Below are 25,004 nucleotides of genomic sequence, written 5' to 3' on the forward strand. Positions count from 1 at the left end.
AGATGATAAAGGACAGACTGTATCAGGAGCAGGAGCAGAGGGAGTAACTGTAAATAATGATAAAGCAGAATTTATTAATGAGAATTTGATAGCAGTAACGGGAGCAAATTCAAAAGGAATAAATATATCTAAAGGAACAGCTACAAATAAAGGAACAATAGAAGTAGCAAATGGTGGAATAGGAACATATGTAAATGGAAGTATTATTGATGAAAAAAATAAAAAAGTTACTCCAACAAATTCAAATTTTAGTAATAAAAAAGAGATAATAGTATCAGGAAAAAATTCAAAAGGAATAAATTTAAATAATGGAGGAAAAGCAAGTAATGGAGGTAACATTACAGTAAGTAATGAAGGAATAGGAGTATTTTTTACTGCTACAGATGATACTAACTTAAATCCAAAAATAGAATTATCAGAATTTGAGAATACAAAAGATGGAAAAATATCAGTGTCAGGAGCAAATTCAAAAGGAATTTATCTAAATGCTAAAGGAAATGCTACAAATAATGGAGAGATAAATTTATTTGGTGGAGCTTTAGCTGTATATAATAAAGGTGGAAATGTAATAAATAATGGGAAGATTTCAGGAGTAGGAACAGGAGTAAAATTAGATAATGGTTATTTTATCAATAGTGGTGAGATAACAACTACTGGGAGTGCAATAGAATCAGTTACTGGAACTAACAATACTGTATATCTAAAAGAAGGAAGTAAAATAGATGGAAAAATTCTTGGAAATACGGGGATAGATGTACTAGCAATTAATGGAAAACAAAGTAATTTAAATATTGATAAATATGAAGCTATAGTAGTAAGAGGTGGAGATACAACAATAACAGATTCAACAATAGCTTTAGAGTATAATAAAGGAACTAAAAAGTATCTAGAGGAGAGTAAAAATAAATTAGATACACTTGAAAAACTAAATAAAGTACAGGATAGTTCTGGAAATTTGACTATGGAAAATAGTAAATTAACTATAAACTTCAAAGATTCTTTAACTAATCCAAATGCAACAGAAAATCCAATTATTGATGCTGGAAAACTTACTTTTACAGGAAAAACAAATTTAGTTTTTAATTCTAGTGATGGAAGAAATGAGTTTAATGTAAATGAAGCTTTAGGATTAGAAGGAAAAAAGCTTGATTTAAGTAATGCAGAGTTAGATAAAACAGCAGTATGGGATTATCAAGTTAATAAAAATGGTAATTTAGTAGCTAAAAAAGAAAATTATCAAAATGTAGTGACAAAAGGTGAATTAAAAGATTTTGCAACAGTTTTTGATAAAAATAGAAGTAATATGTCAGGAGACTTATTTAATAAAGTCGTAAAGGAACTAGATACTTTAAAAACTTCTGGAGAATTTACACAGGCTATGGCTCAAATGTCAGGTGGAATACATGGATATACAGTAGATATTTCTGCTATTAATTCAAGAACTCTTGTTAATACAATGAGAAATAGGGCATTAAATGGAGAGTATATATCAAATAGAGCAAATAATTCATGGACACAAGATGTAGTGTATTTAGATAGTAATCATAAAATGAATGGATTAATGTCAGCTTCATATGATGAAAGAGGAATACTTGGTATAACAGAAAAACAAGTTTATCCAAATTCAAGATTGGGATTTGTATATGGTGGAAGTAGAGGAGATGCAGAATTTGATAATGGAATTAGTGGAAATATCAGATCGACTAATACGTATTTAGGTGGATATTATAATTACGATTTTAATAACAATATATCACTAAACTCAAATTTCTCATTTGTCTATGGACATAATAAAGTTAATAGAAAGATAAATATTGGAAACTATAGTGAAGAATTGAAATCAAATTATCCAACTTATGCAATGGGAATAGGAACAAACGTTGTATATACTTTAAAAGATGATCAAAAAAATAGAGCATTATTCTATACAGGTATTGATATTAATAGAATTATGCAAGGGAATATAAATGAAAAAGAGGAGTTAAAGATAGGGGATAAAAATACAACTCTAATGGTAAAAAATGCCAGTGCAAATGAGTTTTCTTATTATTCAATAACTCCAAATATAGGAATGACACTTCAAAATTCTGGATATATCTTAGATAGAAAATATTTAGTTGGAGCAGATTTTTCTTGGGAAACAGAGATAGGAAATATAAAAGATGGAAAAAGATTAAATATGCAAGGAATACCAGAACAATATAAAGTAGGAACAGTTGATAGAGAGAATGTGATATCAGCAAGTGTATTTGGGCAAGTAGAGTTGACAGAATCTTTAGCAGTTAATGGAAAATACACAATAGCTAGATCAGATAAATATGATACAGATTTAATGAGTTTAGGAATGTCATATAAAATGGACAGTTTAGCAGATAACTTAATAATAGGGCCTGTATTACAAGGTATTGAAAATACGAGATCAACTTCTGATAGATGGATGGGAACATTTAGTTTTATGTTTGAGAATGAAGATGATTCAGATAGAGCTTACTACCATTCAACAGAAAATTATTTAACAGGTGGAGATTATGCTACATCTACAAAGGTAACACCTAAATTTATATTGAATTTGATAGATAAGCAATCGAATTGGTCTTACTATTTTGAGGGATACTATATGGCTAATGATTTCTTGAAGGAAACTAAAGAGAATGAAAATAAATTTAGTTCAACAAGAATACATGGTGAAGCTAGATGGAGAGAACTATACTCTAAAGGTCAATATGGATTGAACATAGGATATAGAAATGAAACTGCTGAAAAACCAGCATTATCTACTTATGAAAAACCTCAAAGATTAAAAGAGGGAGTACACCAATTAAGACTTACTCCTAACTTTACTTATAATTTAGGAAATGGATTTAAATTTGAAGCTAAGCCTACAAGTATATTTAAATATAACTATGAAGGAATAAGAGAAGGACAGATGGACTTTGTAGTAGAGGGAGAATACTACTTAACTTATTCAGGATTTATGCCAAGTTGGAATCTTAGATTAGGATACTATAGAGAAGATAGATGGATGGATCACAGTAATAGAAAACTTGTTTGGGATAGCGTAGCAAAAGATATTTCAGAGGCAAGAGATTCAAGAAGATATCAATTAAATCAATTGAGACCTTCAGCAACTTATTATTTTGGAAATGGGGATAATGTAACACTTTCATTGAGACTTCCATTAGGAAATGGAGCTTGGTATAATAGCTTAGACAATAATAAAAAAGGTGCTGAAAGCTATGAAACAAGATACTCTGTAGACTATAATCATGTTGTAGTTCCAGGATTTAATGTGTTCGGTGGAATAACATTCCTAGATATAAAAACAAAAAATAAAGATCACGCAAGTAAGGATTATGGAAGAATTACAAAATCATATTCATTTAGACCAAAATTAGGATTTAGCTATAATTTCTAATAGTGAGGAGGAATAAGAGTGAAGAAAAAATTAATTTTATTATGTGCTGTTTTAATATTGAGTAATACTTCTTTTTCTAAGGATATTCAAAAAGTAGAAGAAGTAAATTATCAAGAACAAGAGAAAAATGAAATAAAAGATTATAGAAAAATAAGGGATAAATGGACAAAATTTTTAGTTGGATTACCTCAGAATGGAAAGGAATTAGATTTTGATTTTTCCGAAGTTGCAAGTCTAAATGAGAAGTCAGCTGATGCAGTGTATAGTCAAATAAATCTATCTAAAGATAGAAAATCAATCTTTAAAAGTGCTGAAAATATGACAAGCGGAGTAGATGTATTAATCCAATATAACAACCTAGCTAAGTTAGCAATAGCTTATATAACACCAGAAACTAAGTATTATAAGAATGAGAAGATAAAAAATGAGATAGTTGAAGCTTTAGAATGGTTATATATCAATGCTTACCATGAGGATTTACCAGAATTAGGAAACTGGTGGCAATGGGAGTTAGGAATTCCTAAAAAATTAAATGAGATAATTACATTGATGTACGAAGATATCTCTAAAGAGAATAGGATTAAATATTTAAAAGCCTCAGAATATTTTCAACCAGATGCGAAGTGGTCAGGAGTAAGTCCTTCTGCTACATATTCATCAGCTCCAAACAAAAGAGTATCAACAGGTGGGAATAGAATAGATACTTCTATAATCTCTTTTATGAGAGGAGTTTTAATGGAGGATAAAGAGGAGATTTTAGAAGGATTAAATGCTGCAGTAGAGGTAGGAGAGCTAGTAACTATAGGAGATGGATTCTATAGAGATGGATCTTTTATTCAACATGACAATGTAGCATATAATGGAACTTATGCAGCTGTACTATTTGATGGGCTAGGATTGATGCTATATTTAATCAATGGAACAGAGTTTAAAATGGAAGATCCTAGATTGGATAATATTTATGAAGCGATATTGAATGGATATAGTTATCTTTTGATAAATGGAGGAATAAATGACTCTGTAAATGGAAGATCTATTTCAAGAGATAAGTCAAGTGATATAGAGAGAGCTAGAATTTTAATTAGTTCTGTTGCACTTCTTTCTGAAGGAGCTTCAAAAAATTATCAAGATAAATTGAAAGAGTTAATAAAGAAAGTTGTTTTAGAGAATAATCAATACTCATTAGTGGAGAAAGAAACAAACCCTCTTATAAAAAGTATTTTAAAAGAGATAGTAGAAAGTGGAGAGATAGATGCTCTAGATGTACAAGGAGCAAAGGTATTTGGAGCTATGGATAGAGCTGTATATATAAATGATAAAGATGGAAAAGTAGTAGTATCTATGCATTCAAATAGAGTTGCAAATTATGAGACTATGAATGGAGAAAACATTAAAGGTTGGTATACTGGAGATGGAATGACATATATTTATGGTAAAGATTCTAGTACATATACAGAGTTTTGGCCAACAGTGGATATGTATCACTTACCTGGAGTAACAAATAGTATCAATAAAATGGGAGATAAAGCAGGGGAGAGAAGAGTAAAAGCTCTAGTAAGTCCAAAAGCTTTTGTAGGAGGAGTTGAAGGTAAAGATTTAGCTTTTGTAGGAATGGATATGATCTCTTGGAACAAACAAACTAGAATGAAAAAATCTTGGTTTATGATAGATGGTGTAACTTTAGCACTAGCTTCAAATATCAGAAGTAATGATGGAGAGATACATACTACTATAGATAATAGAATTCTAAATAATGGAAAAATATTTGTTAATGGTGAAGAGTTAATAGATGGAAAAGTTATAGAAAATTCTAAAAATCTTTCAATAAACTTTAATGGTAATTATCCTGAAGAGAATATAGGATACAGAGTAATCAAAGGACCAAAAATAAAAGTAGATATTAAGGAGAATAAAGGTTCTTGGAAAAATATAGGTGGAACTTTAACTGAGGAGATAAGTAAGAGATATTTTGTAACTTATATGGATCATGGAAAGGATCCAAGAAAAGATAGTTATGTTTATTTAATACTTCCAATGTTCTCTAAAGAAGCCGTAGATAACTATGATGTTTCAAGATTTGAAATAGTTAAATTGGATGAGGAAGCTCATATAGTAAAAGATAGAAATAGTGGAGTATTAGCTATGAATTTTTGGAAGGATAGTGTACAGGAGTTTGAAAATATAAAAGTATTTTCAGCAATGTCAATTATCAAAAATGAAAAAGATGATATATTAGAACTATATGTAAGTGATCCAACACAACTTCAAAACTATAGATCAATACTTGAAATTAAAGGAAATTATAAAGTGATTGAAAGTAGTGATAAAGGTATTTTGGTAAAAAATAGTAAAAATACAACAAAATTAGAGATAGATTTAAGAAATAATGGAAGCACTCAAAAAATAGTTTTACAAAAATTGAATAAATAAGGTTTGGGAGTATATATTATACTCCCAAATAAAAAAGAACACTTCCTTTCAAGGAAGTGTTCTTCTTTATAATTTAAAGTGTTATTGGTAGTAATTTTTATAATATAATCTCTTCTATCTTTATTTTAGGAAGAATATCATTTAATATATCCATATCTATTGTTCCTGTAGTATCTAACATAGCATTAGTTGTTCCACAGGCAATTCCTAATTTAAAGCATTCAGGTAGGGTTCTATCTTGAGATAGAGCATATGCAAAACCACCTACTGTTGAATCTCCAGAACCTACAGTATTTTTTATAGTAACTTTAGGGAAAGTCCCTTTATAAATCTTATCAGCTGTAACTAATAGAGCTCCACTACCTCCAAGAGTAATCATTACATTTTGAGCTCCTCTACAAATTAACTCCTTACCTGCATTGATAATATCAACTTCAGTTTCAAGTTTTCTATTTAAGATAAACTCTAACTCCTCTTTGTTTGGTTTTATCAAGAATGGTTTAGCTTCTATTCCTGCTAATAGAGTTTCACCACTGGTATCTAGAATAAATTTTACCCCTTTTTTATTACTTTGCTCTATAAGAGTATTATACATTAAAGGGTCAATTCCTTTTAATAAACTTCCAGAGGCACAGATTATTTTTATAGAAACATCTTGTAAAATCTCTGAGAATTTTTCTTTGAAATTATTAGAAACTTCAAGATCTCCTTTTCCAAATTCTAAAATCTCTGTAATGCCATCAATATTTTTATCTACAATAGCTATACAAGTTCTAGTTTCGTAGTCACTCTCTAAAAAATCATTTTTTATTGAATTTTCATTTAATTTCTTTAAAAATAATTTACCTGTAAAGCCACCAATGATACCTGTAGCTAAAATATCTCCACCTAAAATATTTATTATTCTACTTACGTTTATACCTTTTCCACCAGCATTTTTTTCTATCTCTTTGGTTCTATTTACATTTCCAAGAGTAAAATTTTCAATGGAATATCTAACATCTATGGCAGGATTCAGTGTAATAGTTAGGATCTTATTCATAATTAAGCCTTTCCATTACTTCCACACATTAATATTTTTTCCATTGCTACCTTTTTCATAACCTCTTTTGCAGGTCCAAAATATTTTCTAGGATCGCTTTCTTCAGGTTTAGATACTAGTACTTCTCTCAATTTTGCAGCAAATGGCATTTTTAATTCTGTTGCTATATTTACTTTTGTTATTCCAAGCTCGATAGCCTTTTTAACTTGGTCAGCTGGAACACCAGATGCTCCATGTAGAACTAATGGAATATCTACAACAGCTCTAATCTCTGCTAATCTTTCAAAATCTAATTTAGGTTCCTCTTTGTAAACTCCATGAGCTGTTCCTATTGCCACAGCTAAAGAATCTATTCCAGTTCTCTCTACATACTCTTTTGCTTGAGCTGGATTTGTATATTTACTATCTTTTGAATCTCTTACTAGATCATCTTCTTGACCACCTAAAACTCCTAACTCACCTTCAACTGTTACATCGTATCTATGAGCATAGTCAACAACCTCTTTAACTCTTCTTACATTCTCTTCAAAATCAAAGTGAGAAGCATCTATCATTGCTGATTTTGTACCTATTTGAATAGCATTTTTGATCTCATCAAAGCTTTCGTGATGATCTAAGTGCATTGCTATTGGTATATCATACTTATTTGCACAGATCTCAACTAGTTTTATAAAAAATTCTGGTCCTGCATATTTCATTGTTCCAGGAGTAGCAGCTACGATAATTGGTGATCTAAGTTCTACAGCTGCCTCTACAACAGTTTGAATAGTCTCCATATTATGTACATTAAAAGCTGGTACAGCATATTTTCCTTTTTGTGCATCTAATAATAATTGTCTTGTTGATACTAACATTTTTTTCCTCCTCTAAATTTTTTCTAACTATTTGTACTCGTGGATTATTACACCTTTAACAACTCTATTTACCTCTCCAGTTGGGCAAGGATTGTCAGGATTTATTCCTAGTTTTGCTGATTTCATAAGAGATAGCAATTGACCATATACTAAGTATCCTAAACCTGCGAATACCTCTTCAATTTTTCCTAATTTTTCATCATTAAATGAGAAATAATAATCACAATTATTTTTAACTTCTTCATCAAAAATAGTATCTAAAACTACTATTTTTTTCTTTCCACCCTCATTTTTAAACTCTTTTAATAGATCTAACTCATAAACTCTTGTATGAGAGTTATTAGACATCATACATACAATAGCTGTTTTTTCATTTACTATTGATTTAGGACCATGTCTAAATCCTAAGAATGTATTGTAGAATGATGCAAGTTTTCCACCAGTCAACTCTAGTACTTTTAATGAAACTTCTTCAGCAAGTCCTTTTAGAGCACCATCTCCTAAGTATACTATTCTTTCTAGATCTAAATCTGTTATGATCTCTATATTTTCAAGGATTCTATCTATATTTTTTTCAACTACATTTGAAACATAAGCAACTTTTTCCTCTAATTCTGCAAAGTTTTCTCTCAATAGGATTAATACCCCTGCAACCACCATAGAAGAGAAGCTTCCAGTCATAGCAAATCCCTTATCATTTGTTCTTTCTGGCATTAATAAAAGATATTTATTTTCCCCTTCTTTAGAGATTTTAGCAAGTTGTCCTTCAGGATTACAAGTTATGAAAATGTGGTGTATATTTTTAACTAATTTATCAGCTAGATTAACTGTAGCAACACTTTCAGGAGAATTTCCAGATCTAGCACAAGATACTAGAATAGTTGCAACATCTTTTTCAAGATATTGTTCAGGCATAGAAACGATGTCAGTAGTAGGAACTGATAAAACATCAATATCTACTTTGCTATTAACATATGAGCATAGAGTATTTCCTACAAACTCAGAAGATCCAGCTCCAGTAAAAATAACTTTAACTTTTTCCCCTTTAACTCTATTAATAAATTCCCCAATTGATTTAAGATTTTTCTTTACGATTTCAAGTTCTTCTTTCCAAATAGAAGGTTGTTGAATAATTTCTTCCCAAGTTACACAATTTTTAAATTCCATAATAAACTCCTTTTAATTAAAATACTATTATTCATATCATTATGTTGTCCGTACAAATTTATGTTTATACAGATATAATAACATTTTTATAAGATTTTTACAAGTTAATTTTTAATGACATGTTAACGTGTTATTTGCATATCTACTAAACTGTTTTAATATTTTTTATATTAAAAAAATACATTTAAGTATTGACAATTACAAAAAAAGGTATTACAATTGATTAAAAAGGTACGTACAACATAATAATTTTTTTAAAATTAAGGAGGGCTCGTTATGCCTAATATCGTATTAACTAGAATTGATAACAGATTGATACACGGTCAAGTAGCAACTGCTTGGACTCAATATTCAGGAGCTAATCTTTTACTAGTTCCAAATGATGATGTTGCAGTGAATACTACTAGACAAAATCTTATGAACCTTGCAGCACCTAAGGGAGTTCAAACAAGATATTTTTCTATTCAAAAGACAATTGATATTATTCACAAGGCTGCAGATAGACAGCTAATTGCAATTATAGCTGAAACTCCGCAAGACGTAGTAAAATTAGTAGAGGGTGGGGTACCAATTACTAAGGTTAATGTTGGGAATATGCATATGTCTGAAGGTAAAAAACAGATATCTAAAGCAGTGTGTGTAGATGAAAGTGATATAAAAGCATTTTTAAGATTGAAGGAATTAGGGGTAGAAGTAGAAATACAGAGAGTTCCTACAGAATCAAAAGATAATATTTGGGAGCTTATCAAGTAAAAATTGAAGGAGGAAGACTATGTTAGTAGAATCATTGTTAATAGCAATATTTGCTGGTATTGCTGGAATTGATTTGTTCAACGGACTTTTCCATATTCACAGACCTCTTGTAACAGGGGCAGTCGTTGGGCTAATCTTGGGAGATTTAAAAATGGGACTTATTGCTGGAGCAACTCTTGAGCTTGTTTGGATGGGAGCAGTTCCTGTTGGAGGAGCACAACCACCTAACGTTGTAGTTGGAGGTATAATTGGAAGTACTTTTGCTATATTAACTAAACAAGATCCTGCAACAGCTGTTGGAATTGCAATACCTTTTGCAGTAGCTGTACAAGCTTGTATCACATTACTATTTACATTTTTCTCACCAGTAATGCACAAGGCTGATAAATATGCAGAAGATTGTAATACTTTTGGAATTGAAAAAATAAACTATTTGGGAATGGCTTTATTGTTTGTATTTTATTTCGTTGTAACTTTCCTTCCTATATCATTGGGAGCTGAGGCTGCTAAAAATATAGTAGAACTACTACCAGAATGGTTAATTGCTGGATTTGGAGTAGCAGGAGGATTAATGCCTGCAATAGGTTTTGCTATGTTACTTAATATTATGTTTAAGAAAAATTATATTATATTCTTCGTATTAGGATTTATTTTAGCAACTTATTTAAACCTACCTGTTATAGGTATTGCAGCTATTGGTTTCATCATTGCTTTATATGATTACTATATCAATAAAAAAATGGATAGTTTAGAACCAGTTGCAACAACAAATGGTGAGGAGGACTATAGTGATGGAATATAGAGATACAAGTAAAGATAAAGTTTTAAATAAAAAAGATCTAAATAATATGGTTTGGAGATCACTTTTATTACAAGCATCTTTTAACTATGAAAGAATGCAAGCTGGTGGTTGGTTATACTCTTTACTTCCAGGATTAAAGAAAATCCATAAAAATAAAGAGGATTTAAGTAATTCAATGAGATTACATCTAGAATTCTTTAATGTTCACCCATTCTTAGTAACATTTGTACAAGGATTAGTTCTAGCAATGGAGGAAAATAAAGAGAGTAGAGACTCAATAAGGGGTATAAAAATAGCTCTTATGGGACCACTTGGAGGAATAGGAGATGCTCTATTCTGGTTTACATTACTTCCTATTGCAGCCTCTGTTGGAGTTTCATTAGGAATACAAGGAAATATAGCAGGGCCAATTATTTTCTTGTTAATATTCAATATAGTACACATATTCTTAAGATTTTTCTTAATGCATTACTCATATAAAATGGGAGTTGGTGCAATTGAAAAATTAAAAGATGACACTCAATATGTAACAAATGGATCATTAATCTTAGGATTAACTGTAATTGGAGGATTAATAGCTTCATTTGTAAGAATGAATATAGCTTATGTTGTAAATTTAGGAAGTATTAGCATAGATATTCAAAAGGATATCATTGATAAGATTATGCCTAACATGCTTCCATTACTATATACACTATTTATGTTCTATTTATTGAAAAAAGGTAAAAAACCAATATTCTTAATTTTAGTAACATTGGTAATTGGAATAGCTGGAAAATTTATAGGAATACTATAGGAGTGGTGAAGCAGTTATGATACCTATTATAATAACAGGTCATGGATCTTTTGCCACAGCAATAAAAGAGACTATAAAATATATTATTGGAGAGCAACCTAATCTTCATTTTATAGATTTTAATAATGGAATGGGAAATAAAGAGCTTGAAGATAGATTGAAAGAGGTTCTTTGTGAATGTAATAGCGATCAGGTAATATTTTTAACTGATTTAGCTGGAGGAACACCATTTTCAACAGCTGTACTATTGAGTGAGAATAAGCCAGGATACAAAGTTTTTGGTGGTTGTAATATGCCTATGGTTATCACAGCAGTAGAATTATCAGAAGAGGATAGTATTGAGGATATTACAGAGGAGATATTAAATGCTGCCAAAGATGGAGCTGTTCAATTTCAAACTGTAAAAGTTGAAGAGAATCTAATAGAAGATGATGGAATATAGAGTAGATAGTTAAAATATAAAAGGAAAAAAATTATTTTCAATGGCTAGTGCTTGTGCAGTATTCATTGTAGTAATTTTTTTCCTTTTTTCATATCTGTTATTTCTGTTTAAAATTTTTAATACATAGAGTAGCAGCCCCAAAAAATCCAGAGTTTTCTCCCAGATCTGGAGCAACAATATAGTTTTCAATATCATTGAAGATAAATTTATTTTGTAAATATCCATTTAAAAGATTTATAACAGATTTTCTAATTATAGGGAATAATTGTTTATGTTTCATTACATCACCACCTAAAATGATTTTTTCAGGTGATAAAACTAAGATATAGTTAACTATTGCATGGGCAATATAGTAAGCCTCTAAATGCCAAGCTGGATGATCAGAGGACAATTTTTCAAGTGGAAGATTCCATCTTTTTTCAATAGCAGGACCAGAAGCCATACCCTCCAAACAGTTTCCACCATGGAAAGGACAGTTACCTGTAAACTTATCTCTAGGGTGTCTATTTACAAAAATATGTCCCATCTCAGGGTGTATAAGTCCGTGTATAAGTTTATTTTCAACAATAGCAGCTCCACCAATACCATTACCAATAGTTAGATATATGGCATTTTTAACATTTTTAGCAGCTCCCCAAGTAGTCTCTCCAAGTAAACCAGCATTTATATTGGTATCTAAGAAAACAGGCACTCCAAGTTTCTCTTTAAAAGTTCCAACAATATTGTAATTTCTCCAAGGCTCTTTTGGAGAGGATGTTATAAATCCATAAGTTTCAGACTCAGGATTTAGATCCAAAGGACCAAAACAACCGATACCCAAAGCAGAAATCTCCTTATCTTTAAAAAAATCCAAGACTAAAGGGATTGTTTTGTCTGGTGTTTCAGTTAAAAAACTAGTTTTTTCAAGTGTATTTCCATTTTCATCTGTAATACCACAAATAAATCTTTTTCCACCTGCATCAATAGCACCAAATTTCATAAAAATCTTCCTCCTTACCAAATTCTTTATACTATATTTTACCACAAAAAAATAAAATTTCCTTGCTAATTATATAAAAAAGGTTACTATAAAATTATAATAACCTTTGATTTTTTATTTTGGCTCAAAAATAAAATCTTTAGAGAAATATACCTTAATATTTTTATTTTTATAGAAGATAGGGTGGAATTTCCAGTGTTTCAATGCTTTTTCCACTTCACTATCAAAACCAAATTTTTTATGTGATTGTGTGATTTCGATTTTTTCTACTTCACCATTAAGTCCAACTAGGAATCTAGCTGAAACAATAACTTTTTTTCTATATCTTATTTTTTCAGCTTGAATTGGATAATCTGGCTCAACTTGTTTAAGTATCTTATACTCTATTCCGTCAGAAGATGAGGCTGTGAAGATACCATCTTTACCAATAGAAAAGTTTCCACTTGCTAAAATCTCTTCAGTTTCGTTTGAAGCTGTATTTTTAGTAGCTTCAACCTTTTCCTCTTTAATTGTTTCAACTTTTTCAATCTGTTTTTTTTCTACTTTTTCAACTTTCTTTTTCTTATCTTTTATCTTGCTTTTAACATCAGGTTTAACAATCTCTTTCTTAGGAGTTTCAATTTTAGGAGGTTCTGGTTTTTTCTCCTCCTTTGGTGGAGTTGGAGTAACAGCTTTTTGACTCTCCTTTTTAACAGGACTCTTTACCTTTACTGAGATAGGAGCCACATTTGTCTTTAATGATACAGGGGCATCACCCTTTACTCCTCTTTCATGCACTATGAAAAGAGACATATGGATTAAAAGAGCAACAATAAAAAAGTAAAGAATATTATCTTTTTTATTCATAGAAATTTATTCCTAAATTCTCTACACCAGCATTTTTAACTTTAGAAACTACATCCATAATAACCTGATATTTTAGTTCCTTATCTCCTGAAATTGTTACTTCATTTACTCCATTTAAAAGTGTATTTAAGTTTTCAAGTTCTATAGGTTCAGACTGTCCATCTTTACTGATAAAGTATTTACCATCTTTGTCTATAATGATTTCAATACTTTTATTGTCTTGATTAGGAGTCTCAACATTGGCTGAAGGAAGCTCAATATCTATATTTCCATATTTATTAAAAGTAGTAGAAACCATGAAGAAAATTATAAGTAAGAATACGACATCAATAAGTGGAGTCAAATCTAATGCCATGATAGGTCTTTTTTTTCTAAATCTTCCCATTTCTTACCTCTTTCTTAAGATGTTGATAAGATTAGTTGTAACTTTGTCAATATCAACTTCAATTTCTTCGATTTTTTTATTGAAAAGATTGTAAGCAATAATTGTAGGGATAGCTATTGACAATCCACCAGCAGTAGTAATTAGAGCTTTAGAGATTCCAGCAGCAACAAGAGTAGGATCTCCAGCACCAAATGTAGCAAGGTTTCTAAAAGCTTCAATCATACCTGTAACTGTTCCTAATAATCCAATCATTGGAGCTATATAACCAATTATACCAAGAAGGTGTAATCTTTTTTCTAAGTACCCAATTTGATCAATACTGATCTCTTTAACCAGTTGATCGAAATGGTGGAAATCCCCCTCTCTATCACAACGACAAAGGAAAGATTTAACTGTACAACCAACAGAGTTTTTCTCTCTATCACAAAGGTTGATAGCACAACACATATCATCAGATCCAACAGCAGTTATAATTTCATTTATAAAATTTTTATTCTGAATTTTTTCTCTACGGAAAAAGAAAAATAATCTTTCTAAAATAATAGTCAATGCAACAATCGACATAGAAAATAGCACCCACATCAATGGTCCACCAGCATTTAAATAATACATCATAATAAATTGTCCTCCTTAAAATATACATAACTAAAAATTTGTTTTTCAAATTAATTTCATAAAAATGTAGGATACCACAGCCTAAAATGGTACCCTAACAAATAATACTATTAAATCAAAAAAAAGTCAAGTTCAAAAATTTTATTATATATATATTTTGTATGGCAAATTAAAATGTATGACCTAAATAAATTTCGAATAGAGGTGAAGAGTCTTCTATATTGTTTGAAATCATAAAAGTCATAGGACCTAAAAAAGTGTCCCAACCAATTCCAGCACCATATCCATACTCTCTATTTTCAAAAATCTCAGTTGAATTTTGGAAGCTTAGATTTGAATTTGAGTATGTTAAAACATTAACTTTTGTCAAAAGATAAAGAGTCTCACTCAAATTAAATTTTGTACCTAAGGAAGCGATATAGAACTCATCAGCATATTTACCCATTATAGGTAGTCCTATAAAGCTTTGACTGATCTCACTATTTTTACTTCCACCAATTCTAAATAATTTGCTATTTTCAATATGATCTCCAGAGATTTTTCCAAAATTTGTTCCCAATGAGATAGAGAATCTATTAACCAAAGGATAATTTAAAGAGATTTCTCCAGAGAAACCATTGTAGTCACTGTTCTTTTTGAGCTCCTCTCCTACAAAAGCTTGGAGTAGTAATGATGTACCACTAGAAGGGAAAGTTTTATTATTTAATGTATCAAAGTAGATAAAAGGTTTAATATATCCAAATTGATTTTTACCTTGGAAATCTAAGTAATTTGAATCCCCTTCATAGTGTGAGGAGTTATGGTTTTCATATCCAAATTTAATTCCAGAAACAAGGCTATTGGAGAAGGTAGTTCCAAAAGAAAACTCAGTGGAAAATATACCAGTTCTATAGGTTGAAACTTTTTTTCCTTCATTATATATAAAGTAAGGAGAAGTTTTATATCCCATATCAAAAGATCCTAAGATCTTAAAATCTCCCATTTCATAGAAAGAGAGTGTATTTACTGCTATTTTGGGATATTTTGAAATTTCAGCAGTAAGGCTGTAGTTTCTAGTCCAAACACCAAAATTTGGTACAGTGGTAGCTATTTTTAAAGCAGCACCATAATCAGATACATAGTTAAGTGATGCACTAATATTAATACTATCTTTTTCCTTTATAATAAATGTTATATCAGAACCGTTTACTTCATAATAAAGTTTTTCTACGTATGGAATAGAGTATATCTTTTTAGCCCAAAGTTGTAGATCCTCTTTGGTATACGAGTCATTTTTAGTTTTAGGAGCTAACTCTCTAACTTTCTTTTTGGTAAGAATGGAGTTACCAACTAATTTTATATCAGATATTTTTAGAGTATTATCCTTTAGAACTTTTGCTTTTTGCTTTATAAACTCATCTTTATAGGATAGGTTTTTAAGGAGATAATCAACTTCCAAAGCTGAAGTTTTCCCTTCATCAACCAATTTTTCTAAATCTGAAAAATCAACAGTATTATGATCTTTAACTTTTGGAGTGATGAGTATATCAGATATTTTTTTCTGGAACTCTATATTTTTATTACCTTGATAAGTGGCAACCTTATCCAAAACTGCTACAACATTTGAATTTTTTTTGATATTAGTAGGATCAGCACTAATGTCTACAGTGATAATAATATCAGCTCCCATATTTATGGCCACATCAACAGGAATGTTATTAGTAACTCCACCATCAATATAGTAGTTGTCACCATCTTGTACAGGTTCTAAAAAACTAGGAATAGCCATACTTTTGAATGTAGCAAGAGCTAGATCTCCATCTTTTAATATAGTTTCTTCACCAGTATTTAAGTTAGTAGTGATAGCTCTATATGGAATAGGGAAATCATCAAAATTATCTATATTTTCAGCTCTATTAAAGATATATTTAAGTTGTAGATATATATATTCACCATTTAAAAATCCCATAGGAAGAGATAGATTCATATCCTTATCAATACTCACTTTAAATGGATATTTTTCACTGGCAAATTTATCTTCGATATTTCTTAAAGTACGATCTTTATTGTTGTTCATAAGAGCTAGAAAGTTCATTTGAAGAATGATTTTTTCAATCTCTTCTGGAGAATAACCAACAGAGTACATAGCTCCAATAATACTACCAGCACTAGTACCTACAATAAAATCAATAGGAATTTGATACTCTTCCAATACCTTTAAAACACCAATGTGAGCAGCTCCTTTTGCCCCACCACCACTCAAAACAAGAGCAATCTTTGGACGAGAGGAGTTGAAATTACCAGTAGTAATTCCATCAGAATTGCTATTGTAGATTTTGTTTTTTAGATTTTCTAGATTCTCCTTTTTCATCATAAGAAGTTCAATCTCTTTATCAATAGCTTCCATTCTCTGAGTTTTATTCTGATATTCTTGGGAAAAAATCGACAAGGATAGAAAGAGAAATAATAGAATTTTATAGATCATAAAATACCCTCCTAAAAAGTAAAATATAGTAGAGAAAATATTGTAAATATGTTAATATTATATCATAATAAAATTAAACTAATAAGTCTATTTTTTAAGGGGGAGATTAAAGAATAATGACACAGAAGAATAAGAGTATGATAGCGAGATTTAAGATACTTCAAGTAGCTTTAAATGAGTTTGCCAATTATAGTTATGAAAACTCATCAATAAATAGAATTTGTAGTGAAGGAAATATATCTAAGGGAGTGATGTATCATCATTTTAAAGATAAGGATGAACTTTATCTACTATGTATTAGGTATTGCTATGATGTAATGACGAGCTATTATAAAGATAATTTAATCTCAAGTGATAACTGGAAAGAGGAGATAAAAAGCTTTTTTGAGATTAGATACAATTTTTTTAGAGAGAATCCAATGTTAAAGAGAATATTTTTTAATACTTTGTTGAGAATGCCTAAACATTTAGAGAAAGAGATAAAAAGAATAACAAAAAGTTTAGATGAATTAAACTATAATTTTTCAATGAAGATTTTACAGAAAATTAAGATAAGATATGGATTGAAACCGGAAGAGATAATATTTCTGTTAGATGTAGTGCAAAATATGTTAAATGAGAAATTTCACAAAAAAATGGAAAGTTTAGAGGAGGGAAACGATATCTCTTTGGAGTATGAAAAGACAGCAGAAAAATGGATTGACATAATACTTTATGGAATATGTGAAAGGGATTAGTATAAAATTCTTTATAATCTTGTCAAAAAATATTTAAAAATATTTAATATAATAAAAACTAGACTCTTAGGTCTAAAAGGAGGAGAAAATGAAAATAAAGAGTTTAATAGTTTTTTTGATTTTATTCTTATTTGGATGTAGTAATAATAAACCAAAAGATAAAAAACTAGTAACTGTACAGGAAGAGAGAGAGTACCTACAAAAATATGGTATATCACTATCTCTAGATGAAGTGATAGAGATAGCTAGAGATAGAAACTTAGATTTAAGAATTAAAAGACTAGAAACAGAGATAGCAAGTTTAGATAGAAAGATAGCCTTTGGAAATTTTTTACCCTCTATAACATTGGGTGCAAATTATACAAAGCTAGATGACCCTATCAATTTGGAGATGGGATTACCTTCATTACCACCATTACCATCAGCATTGCCATTGCCACCTGAAATAGGAGGACTATTATCTAAATTACCAAAATCAATAGAAACAAAACTTGTAGATGAGAGTTTTCAAACTGTAGGAATAGCTGCTCAGATACCGATATTTGTTCCATCTACTTGGTATCTATATAGTGCTAGAAAAAAAGGTGAGGATATAAGCAAGTTGGCTGAGAGCTTTGCTGATAAGATGTTGCAATTACAGGTGATGAGTGAATACTTCTATATATTAGCACTAGAGTCAGAGAGAGAGACTCTAGTAAACAATCTAAAATCCTCTGAAGAGTTGGAGAGAAAAGCAGAAGTATCTCTAAAAGTTGAGGGTATTTTAGATTGGGAGTTAAAAAAAGTTCAAACTTTAGTTGAAAGTCAAAAGATATCTTTAAATAAAAATGAGAGAGAGTTAAAAATAGCTAAAATGAAGTTAAAAAGAACTCTTAACTTAAACTTACAAGAGGATATTGTTTTAGAAAAAATTGATACAAAAGTAGTGGAACTACCATCACTTGAAGAGTGTGTATATAATTCACTAAATGGAAATGAATTACTTAAAATTAGAGAAAAAGGGAAAGAGATAAATACTGATATAAAGAAGATTGCAATAACTAACTTCTTACCAAAAATAATTTTAGGGGGAGGTTATTTAAATAATAGCAACTCAACATTAGCTGATCCTGATTTCCTATTTGGACATGTAAGCGGAGTTTTGAGTATATTTAATGGTTTTAAAAATGTAAATGAGTATAAAAAAGCTGTGAGAAGAGAGAAGATAGGAGAGTTAACTCTAGAGAAACAGTTTATGACAACTGTCTTAGAGGTAACAAGAGCTTATGATAATGTAGAAACAGCTCAAGAATTTTTAAATATGGCAGAAAAAAATTATCAGGCTGAGATGGGAAGATTAAAACAAAAAAGTGCTGAAAAAAGAGTGGAAATGATAGGAGAAGAGGAGTATTATAAAGCATTAGCTGAATATAATATAGCACTTAGTCTAAAAGAGAAAGCACAGTATCAGTATGAGATGGCTTATGGAGCATTGAGTATAGCTATGGGAAATAACCCTTTAAGAGGAGGAAAATAAGTTTATGAAGTTAAGATATGTGGCATTGATATTTGGAGTATTGTTAAGTGGTTGTAAAAAAGAGACAAAAGAGATAATAAGACCAGTGGAGACAGCAATTGTAGCAAAAGTTCCAGAAAATTTATACTATGAATATCCAGCAATAGTTGAAGCTGATAACCAATCTATACTATCTTTTAAGGTGGCAGGATCTATAAAGAAAATGGAAGTAGAGGTTGGAAGCTATGTAAAAAAAGATGATGTAATAGCAAAAATGGATACAAGAGATTATGAAGTACAACTTAAAGCTTTTGAAAATAAGAGTAAGATAGCCAAAAATATGTATGATTCAGCTAAGGCAATAGCTGATAATGCTAAAAAGCAGTATCAGAGAGTAGAGGTTTTATATAAAGAGAAAACTATACCTAAGAAAAGCTATGATGAGGCTTTAGCAGCTATGAGAGCAACAAGTGGAGCTGAGATGGCAGCATATTCACAATATCAAGAGTCTTTACAAGGGATAGAGAATAGCAAAAATCAGCTACAAGATACAGTTTTAAAAGCTCCGTATACAGGATATATCAGTAAAAAATTTGCAGGAGAAGGAAATGTTGTCAGTGGTGGAATTCCAGTTGTAGCAATGGCTTCTTCAGGGGATAAAAAAGTGAGAATAAATATTTCAGGAAGAGATTTTGAAAAGATAGAGAATGGAAAAGGGGAGTTTATTTTTGAAAATAAACACTATCCTTTAGAGGTAGCTGATATAGGAAAGGTAAAAAATATAGGGAAGATGACATATCCAGTAACATACACTTTCACAGGAGATAGTTCTCAACTTTTAGTAGATGCAATGGGAATAGTGAGGATAGCTTATGATGTTACTGCTCAGAGTAAGGAGGTTATAATCCCAGCAGAAGCTATTTTTGAAAAAGATGGAAAGAGCAGAGTGTGGCTATATAAAGATGGAGAGGTAAAGAGTACAGAGGTCACTATGTTATCACCTTATAATAACGGTACAATGTTAGTAAAAGGAGTAACAGTTGGAGATAAGATAGTTATTAGAGGAGTTCATGAGTTAACAGAGGGTCAGAAAGTAAATGAAGTAGATGCTTTTACAAAGACAAATGTTGGTAATGTTTTATAGGAGGAGAGAATGAAATTTATAGATTACTCAATAAAAAATACAGTAGTTATAAGATTTTTAGTTTTTCTTCTCGTTGTAGGGGGGCTATTCTCCTATAATAAATTAGGAAAATTAGAGGATCCGGAGTTTAAAATAAAAGAGGCTCTAGTAATAACAATCTATCCAGAAGCTGATGCACATACAGTGGAATTACAGGTAACTACTAAAATAGAAGATGCAGTAAGTAAATTATCAAATGTAGATTTTATACAAAGTGTATCTAAGCCAGGTTATTCAGAGGTAAAGGTAAAGCTTGATGAGGGAGTTCCGACAGATCAAGTTGATCAGTACTGGGATAATCTTAGAAAAAAGGTAAATGATGCAAAATTAGGACTTCCAATGGGAACTTTACCACCATTAGTATTGGATGATTATGGTGATGTATATGGTATATTTTTAGCTGTAACAAGTGATGGTTACTCATATTCAGAACTAAAAAAATATACAGAATATATAACAAAAGAGTTGAGCTCAATTCCTGGAGTTACTAAATCTGCTGAATTTGGAAAAGTAAATGATGCACTCAATGTAATCATAGATAGAGAAAAAGTCAGTGAAATGAACTTGAATATGAAGATAATAGCAATGTCTCTATTGGGAGAGAATCTCTTATCTGGTGGAGGGGTCATTGATTATGGAAATCTTCGTGTTCCGATCAGATTTAACAATGAGATTAAAAATGCTGAAGATCTAGGAAATTTAGTTGTTTTTTCAGGAAAATTTCCAGATGGAAGTAATCAAATTGTGAGATTAAAAGATGTGGCAACTATAGAAAAAGGATACATAGAACCAATCACACAAAAGATGTACTTTAATAATAAAATGGCTATGGGTGTCTCTCTTTCTCCTGAAAAGGGAACAAATGTAGTAGAGACAGGAAAAAAGATAGATAAAAAAATTGAAGAGTTAAAAGAGAAGATCCCGGTAGGAATAAATATAGAGAAGGTATATTATCAGCCAGAATTGGTAAGTTCAGCTATAGATAATTTTGTTATAAACCTAATTATTTCAGTTATTACAGTAGTGGGAGTACTACTTTTCACTATGGGAATGAGAAGTGGATTGATAATAGGTAGTGGCTTGATACTATCTATTTTAGGAACATTGATATTTATGTATGGAATGAAGATAGATATGCAAAGAGTATCTTTAGGTTCATTCATAATAGCTATGGGAATGCTAGTAGATAACTCAATAGTAATAGTAGATGGAGTATTGGTAAATAGAAATAAGGGATTGGGAATGGAAGAATCTCTAAAAGAAGCTACATATAAACCAGCTATACCACTATTGGGAGCGACTATAATAGCAGCCTTAGCATTTTTACCAGGAACTCTTATGCCAACTTATGTAGGTGAATATGTAAGTTCATCTTTCTGGGTAATAGGAATATCACTGATGCTGAGCTGGGTATTATGTTTAACTCAAATTCCAGTATATTGTAAGCTATATTTGGAAGGTGAAGGGGTAAAACCAGTAAGTGATAGAGAGAAAAAATTCTATGTAAAAGCAAATAAAATTTTGTACTATCTATTGGATAAGAGAAAATTAGTTCTTACTGTATTAGCAGGAGTATTTTTAGGAAGTTGTTTACTATTTATAAAAATTCCTAAAACATTTTTCCCTGATTCTGATAAAAAAGGATTTACAATTAGTCTTTGGACAGCAGAGGGAAGTAATATAAGTGTAGTTGAAAAAGCTTCAAGAGAGTTAGGGGAGTATCTATTAAAAGATGAAGGAGTAGTAAATATAACTGATGCTGTAGGAGCTTCTCCAGCTAGATACTATACTTCTACAATTCCAGAGATGCCAAATACATCTTTTGCTGAATTAATTCTAAATGTGAAAAAATTGGAAGATGTAAATAGGGTAGGAGCAAAGGCTGTAGAATATGCAAATAAAAATCTTCCAGGGGTTATGATAAATGTGAAAAAATATCCAAATGGAGTTCCTACACAATATCCAATAGAGATCTCATTTTCAGGACCAGATCCGAAGGTACTTAGATCTTTAGCAGATGAAGCTATGAGTATAATGAGAACATCTCCAAGAGCTTTGAATATAAAAACAAGTTGGAGAAATAAGCTACTATCTTGGGAAGCAGACTACTCACAAGGTAAGGGAAAAAGAGGAAATATAACTCCTATTGATTTGGCAACAGGATTGATGAGAACAGGTGAGGGTATGCCAATAGGTAGAATAGGAGAAGATGATGAAAGAGTAACTATTCTATTGAAAGAGAAGAGTGGAGCAAGTAAAAATCAACTTACTAATATAGAGCAAACTCCAATTTGGGGAGTGAATATAGAGGCTCAACCACTGTCTTCAGTTATAAATGGAGGAGAGTTTGTCTTTAAAGAGGGACAGATTTGGAGAAGAGATAGAGAGAGAAATATAACTGTACAGTGTGATGTTCCAGTTGGAGTTTCAGCTGAAAGTGTAAGAGATGATTTTAAAGCTCAAATAAATAAGATGCAGATACCTAAAGGGTATAAAATGATGTGGTTAGGAGAGTATGAGGAGCAAAATAAGAATAATAGAGCTATACTTGAAGCAACTCCAATACCGACAATAATGATGTTTGTAATCTGTGTATTACTATTTGTAAATTTAAAGACACCAATATTGATAGGAATTACACTACCACTAGCTATGATAGGAATAGCACCAGGATTATTTTTAACAGGAAGAAGTTTTGGATTTATGTCTATAATTGGGGTTCTTTCACTTACAGGAATGATGATAAAAAATGTGATTGTTTTGATGGATGAGATAAACTACGAGATAGATGTATTGAAAAAAGATAAATTTAGAGCTTTGATAGATTCAGCAATCAGTAGAATAAGAGCAGTTGGACTAGCAGCACTTACAACAATATTCGGAATGATTCCATTACTATGGGATCCTCTATATGGAGATATGGCTGCTACAATAACTTTTGGTCTGTTTGCTTCAACTGTACTTACTTTATTTATATTCCCAGTAATATATGCTACAGTTAATAAGATCTATCCACCAAGTAATTCAGCAGGTAAAGATTAATTTGATTTAAAAGAAAACTATCTTTGATATATGCCTTTTTAGGAAGTTATATATTAGAGGTAGTTTTTTATTTATCGAGAGAGTATATTCATATTATAAAAAAATTAAATTATTTTTAACAAATTGCTTCTATTGACAATAGAGTTTTTATGAGTTAATATCTCTATAAGAGGGGGCGATATCATGAAAAAGGTTATAGCTATTTTCATAAGTTTATTGTTATTTTTAACAGGTTGTTCCAGTGATGAGGATTATATTAATTCAGTGAAAGAGATGGCATTTTCAGATGGATCATCAGTTGAAGAGTATGTTAAGGATAATATTAAAGCTGGGGAGATGTATAAGTTAAATGATAGTATTTTAATGAGTAAAGAGATATTATTTTTATTAAAATTTGCTAGTAAAGATGAGGTTTTATTTTTACTAAATCAAGGAAGTGTTGTTGTTCCTCAAGATATAAAAGAGGCTAGTTGGAAAGTAGAGGGAGAAACAAAACAAGGAAAGGTAATCGTTGTTTCAAATGGTGAAATTAAAGTAAAAATAGAGACAGAGAAAGATGGGGATTATATAAAGGTTAATACAAATCAGATATTTACTTATAATGAGAAAGCAAATAAGTTGATACCACAAGAAGATTTAAATATAGCCTTAGAATTATATAATTTGGCAAAAAAATACGGGTATGAAAATAATAGTTCAGAACCAGTTAAAAGATTTAATGAAAAAGAGATATTAGAGAATAAAGAGGGAATGTATACATTAGAGTATTATCCTAGTGGAAGAGTAAAATATCTTTCTGATGATATTATGTTGGAGCTTAATTTAGAAGATAGAAGTTATTTAAATGAAATAGATGAAGCTTTAACAGAACTAGATGGAGAGATAGAAAAATATAGTGATGACAGTATAAATAAACTTGTAGATTATTCCATTGAATTAGAAAATGAGATAATAGCAGAGAAATTAAATAAAAATATAACAGTAAAAGATAGAAAAGAGATAAAAAAACTTGAAGAAAAAGCAGAAAAAGTTTTTGATAAACTTCAAAAACAGGTAGATAAAACTAATTAAATATAGTGTTTTGAATAAGGGGGGAATGTGAGAAAAGGTTTAATAGTATTGACAATGTTAATATTGACGGCTTGTAGTTCGGCGGAAATAGCTAGTTGGTATGGAAAGGGATTTGAAGGAAGCTTGACAGCCAGTGGGTATGTCTATGATTCTAATCAATTGACTTGTGCATCAAATGAGCATCCGTTTGGAACTGTATTAAAAGTTACGAATAAAAAAAATAAAAAATCAGTTGTAGTTGTTGTGACAGATAGAGGTGGTTTTGCTAAATATGGAAGAAAGATAGATTTGAGTAAATCAGCATTTCTTCAAATAGCTTCATCTGGACACGGCTTATTAGATGTAGAGATAGAGGTTTTGAGTAAGAAACATACCTTTAAATACAAACATGGTAAGCCACATTTTACATCAGAAGATTATAAGAGATATACAGAAGGTATATAAAAAAGGGAGCTTTAAAGCTCCTTTTTTGTATTAAAATTAAAA

20 protein-coding genes are annotated in these 25,004 nt (G+C 30.4%); 12 read left to right on the top strand and 8 right to left on the bottom strand.

Going from position 1 to position 25,004, the window contains the following annotated elements:
* Together QZ286_RS08390 and QZ286_RS08395 are read left to right on the top strand one after the other, a co-directional pair.
* Positions 1-3,415, top strand: a 3,415-nt coding sequence (locus QZ286_RS08390) for an autotransporter domain-containing protein (protein WP_291256510.1), incomplete at its 5' end; no start/stop codon positions are given.
* An 18-nt stretch (positions 3,416-3,433) separates the two neighbouring features.
* Positions 3,434-5,845 carry a polysaccharide lyase 8 family protein gene (locus tag QZ286_RS08395; RefSeq protein WP_291256511.1) on the top strand — a complete coding sequence of 804 codons (2,412 nt, stop codon included), beginning with the start codon at positions 3,434-3,436 and terminating at the stop codon, positions 5,843-5,845.
* Between the two features lie 97 nt (positions 5,846-5,942).
* Here QZ286_RS08395 and pfkB read toward each other — a convergent pair whose 3' ends face one another.
* The 3 genes from pfkB to QZ286_RS08410 are packed head-to-tail and all read right to left on the bottom strand — an operon-like array spanning position 5,943 to position 8,908.
* Positions 5,943-6,887 (bottom strand): 1-phosphofructokinase, encoded by a 945-nt coding sequence (gene pfkB, locus QZ286_RS08400; protein ID WP_291256512.1) that lies wholly within the window; start codon positions 6,885-6,887, stop codon positions 5,943-5,945.
* Between the two features lie 2 nt (positions 6,888-6,889).
* Positions 6,890-7,741, bottom strand: a complete 852-nt coding sequence (locus QZ286_RS08405; protein WP_291256513.1) for a tagatose bisphosphate family class II aldolase — start codon at positions 7,739-7,741, stop codon at positions 6,890-6,892.
* A 27-nt stretch (positions 7,742-7,768) separates the two neighbouring features.
* Positions 7,769-8,908: an SIS domain-containing protein gene (locus tag QZ286_RS08410; protein ID WP_291256514.1), complete on the bottom strand. Its 1,140-nt coding sequence runs from the start codon at positions 8,906-8,908 to the stop codon at positions 7,769-7,771.
* 276 nt (positions 8,909-9,184) lie between these two features.
* On the opposite strand from QZ286_RS08410, the gene agaV reads away from it, so the two are divergent.
* The 4 genes from agaV to QZ286_RS08430 are packed head-to-tail and all read left to right on the top strand — an operon-like array spanning position 9,185 to position 11,701.
* Positions 9,185-9,661, top strand: coding sequence for a PTS N-acetylgalactosamine transporter subunit IIB (gene agaV, locus QZ286_RS08415; protein ID WP_291256515.1), 477 nt, complete (start codon positions 9,185-9,187; stop codon positions 9,659-9,661).
* Between the two features lie 19 nt (positions 9,662-9,680).
* Positions 9,681-10,463 (top strand): PTS N-acetylgalactosamine transporter subunit IIC, encoded by a 783-nt coding sequence (agaW, locus tag QZ286_RS08420; RefSeq protein ID WP_291256516.1) that lies wholly within the window; start codon positions 9,681-9,683, stop codon positions 10,461-10,463.
* Complete coding sequence (locus tag QZ286_RS08425; protein ID WP_291256517.1) at positions 10,453-11,259, top strand: PTS system mannose/fructose/sorbose family transporter subunit IID; 807 nt, start codon at positions 10,453-10,455, stop codon at positions 11,257-11,259. The genes agaW and QZ286_RS08425 overlap by 11 nt, the downstream gene beginning before the upstream one ends.
* 16 nt (positions 11,260-11,275) lie before the next feature.
* Positions 11,276-11,701 (top strand): PTS sugar transporter subunit IIA, encoded by a 426-nt coding sequence (locus QZ286_RS08430; RefSeq protein ID WP_291256518.1) that lies wholly within the window; start codon positions 11,276-11,278, stop codon positions 11,699-11,701.
* A gap of 97 nt (positions 11,702-11,798) precedes the next feature.
* Here the strand turns inward: QZ286_RS08430 and QZ286_RS08435 are convergent, their stop codons facing one another.
* The 5 genes from QZ286_RS08435 to QZ286_RS08455 form a co-directional block, all read right to left on the bottom strand.
* Positions 11,799-12,680 (bottom strand): ROK family protein, encoded by an 882-nt coding sequence (locus tag QZ286_RS08435; RefSeq protein WP_291256519.1) that lies wholly within the window; start codon positions 12,678-12,680, stop codon positions 11,799-11,801.
* Between the two features lie 114 nt (positions 12,681-12,794).
* Positions 12,795-13,526, bottom strand: a complete 732-nt coding sequence (locus QZ286_RS08440) for a TonB family protein (protein WP_291256520.1) — start codon at positions 13,524-13,526, stop codon at positions 12,795-12,797.
* On the bottom strand, positions 13,519-13,911 hold the full coding sequence (locus QZ286_RS08445) for a biopolymer transporter ExbD (protein ID WP_291256521.1): 393 nt from the start codon (positions 13,909-13,911) through the stop codon (positions 13,519-13,521). Before QZ286_RS08445 ends, QZ286_RS08440 begins: the two co-directional genes overlap by 8 nt.
* A 3-nt stretch (positions 13,912-13,914) precedes the next feature.
* Positions 13,915-14,526: a MotA/TolQ/ExbB proton channel family protein gene (locus QZ286_RS08450; protein ID WP_291256522.1), complete on the bottom strand. Its 612-nt coding sequence runs from the start codon at positions 14,524-14,526 to the stop codon at positions 13,915-13,917.
* 169 nt (positions 14,527-14,695) lie between these two features.
* The gene (locus QZ286_RS08455) at positions 14,696-16,990 is read right to left on the bottom strand and encodes a patatin-like phospholipase family protein (protein WP_291256523.1); all 2,295 of its coding nucleotides are present in this window, start codon (positions 16,988-16,990) and stop codon (positions 14,696-14,698) included.
* Positions 16,991-17,127: 137 nt separating this feature from the next.
* Here QZ286_RS08455 and QZ286_RS08460 point away from each other — a divergent pair, with 137 nt between their 5' ends.
* The 6 genes from QZ286_RS08460 (at position 17,128) to QZ286_RS08485 (ending at position 24,962) form a co-directional block, all read left to right on the top strand.
* On the top strand, positions 17,128-17,727 hold the full coding sequence (locus tag QZ286_RS08460) for a TetR/AcrR family transcriptional regulator (protein WP_291256524.1): 600 nt from the start codon (positions 17,128-17,130) through the stop codon (positions 17,725-17,727).
* Between the two features lie 88 nt (positions 17,728-17,815).
* Complete coding sequence (locus QZ286_RS08465; RefSeq protein ID WP_291256525.1) at positions 17,816-19,243, top strand: TolC family protein; 1,428 nt, start codon at positions 17,816-17,818, stop codon at positions 19,241-19,243.
* A 4-nt stretch (positions 19,244-19,247) separates the two neighbouring features.
* Positions 19,248-20,366 (top strand): efflux RND transporter periplasmic adaptor subunit, encoded by a 1,119-nt coding sequence (locus tag QZ286_RS08470; RefSeq protein WP_291256526.1) that lies wholly within the window; start codon positions 19,248-19,250, stop codon positions 20,364-20,366.
* A gap of 9 nt (positions 20,367-20,375) precedes the next feature.
* A complete protein-coding gene (locus QZ286_RS08475; protein ID WP_291256527.1) occupies positions 20,376-23,447 on the top strand; it encodes an efflux RND transporter permease subunit in 3,072 nt (1,023 codons plus the stop codon).
* 183 nt (positions 23,448-23,630) lie between these two features.
* Positions 23,631-24,518, top strand: a complete 888-nt coding sequence (locus tag QZ286_RS08480; RefSeq protein ID WP_291256528.1) for a hypothetical protein — start codon at positions 23,631-23,633, stop codon at positions 24,516-24,518.
* Positions 24,519-24,545: 27 nt separating this feature from the next.
* A complete protein-coding gene (locus QZ286_RS08485; RefSeq protein WP_291256529.1) occupies positions 24,546-24,962 on the top strand; it encodes a septal ring lytic transglycosylase RlpA family protein in 417 nt (138 codons plus the stop codon).
* The last annotated feature ends 42 nt before the right edge of the window (positions 24,963-25,004 follow it).

Source organism: Fusobacterium sp. (assembly GCF_019012925.1).
Lineage (GTDB): Bacteria > Fusobacteriota > Fusobacteriia > Fusobacteriales > Fusobacteriaceae > Fusobacterium_A.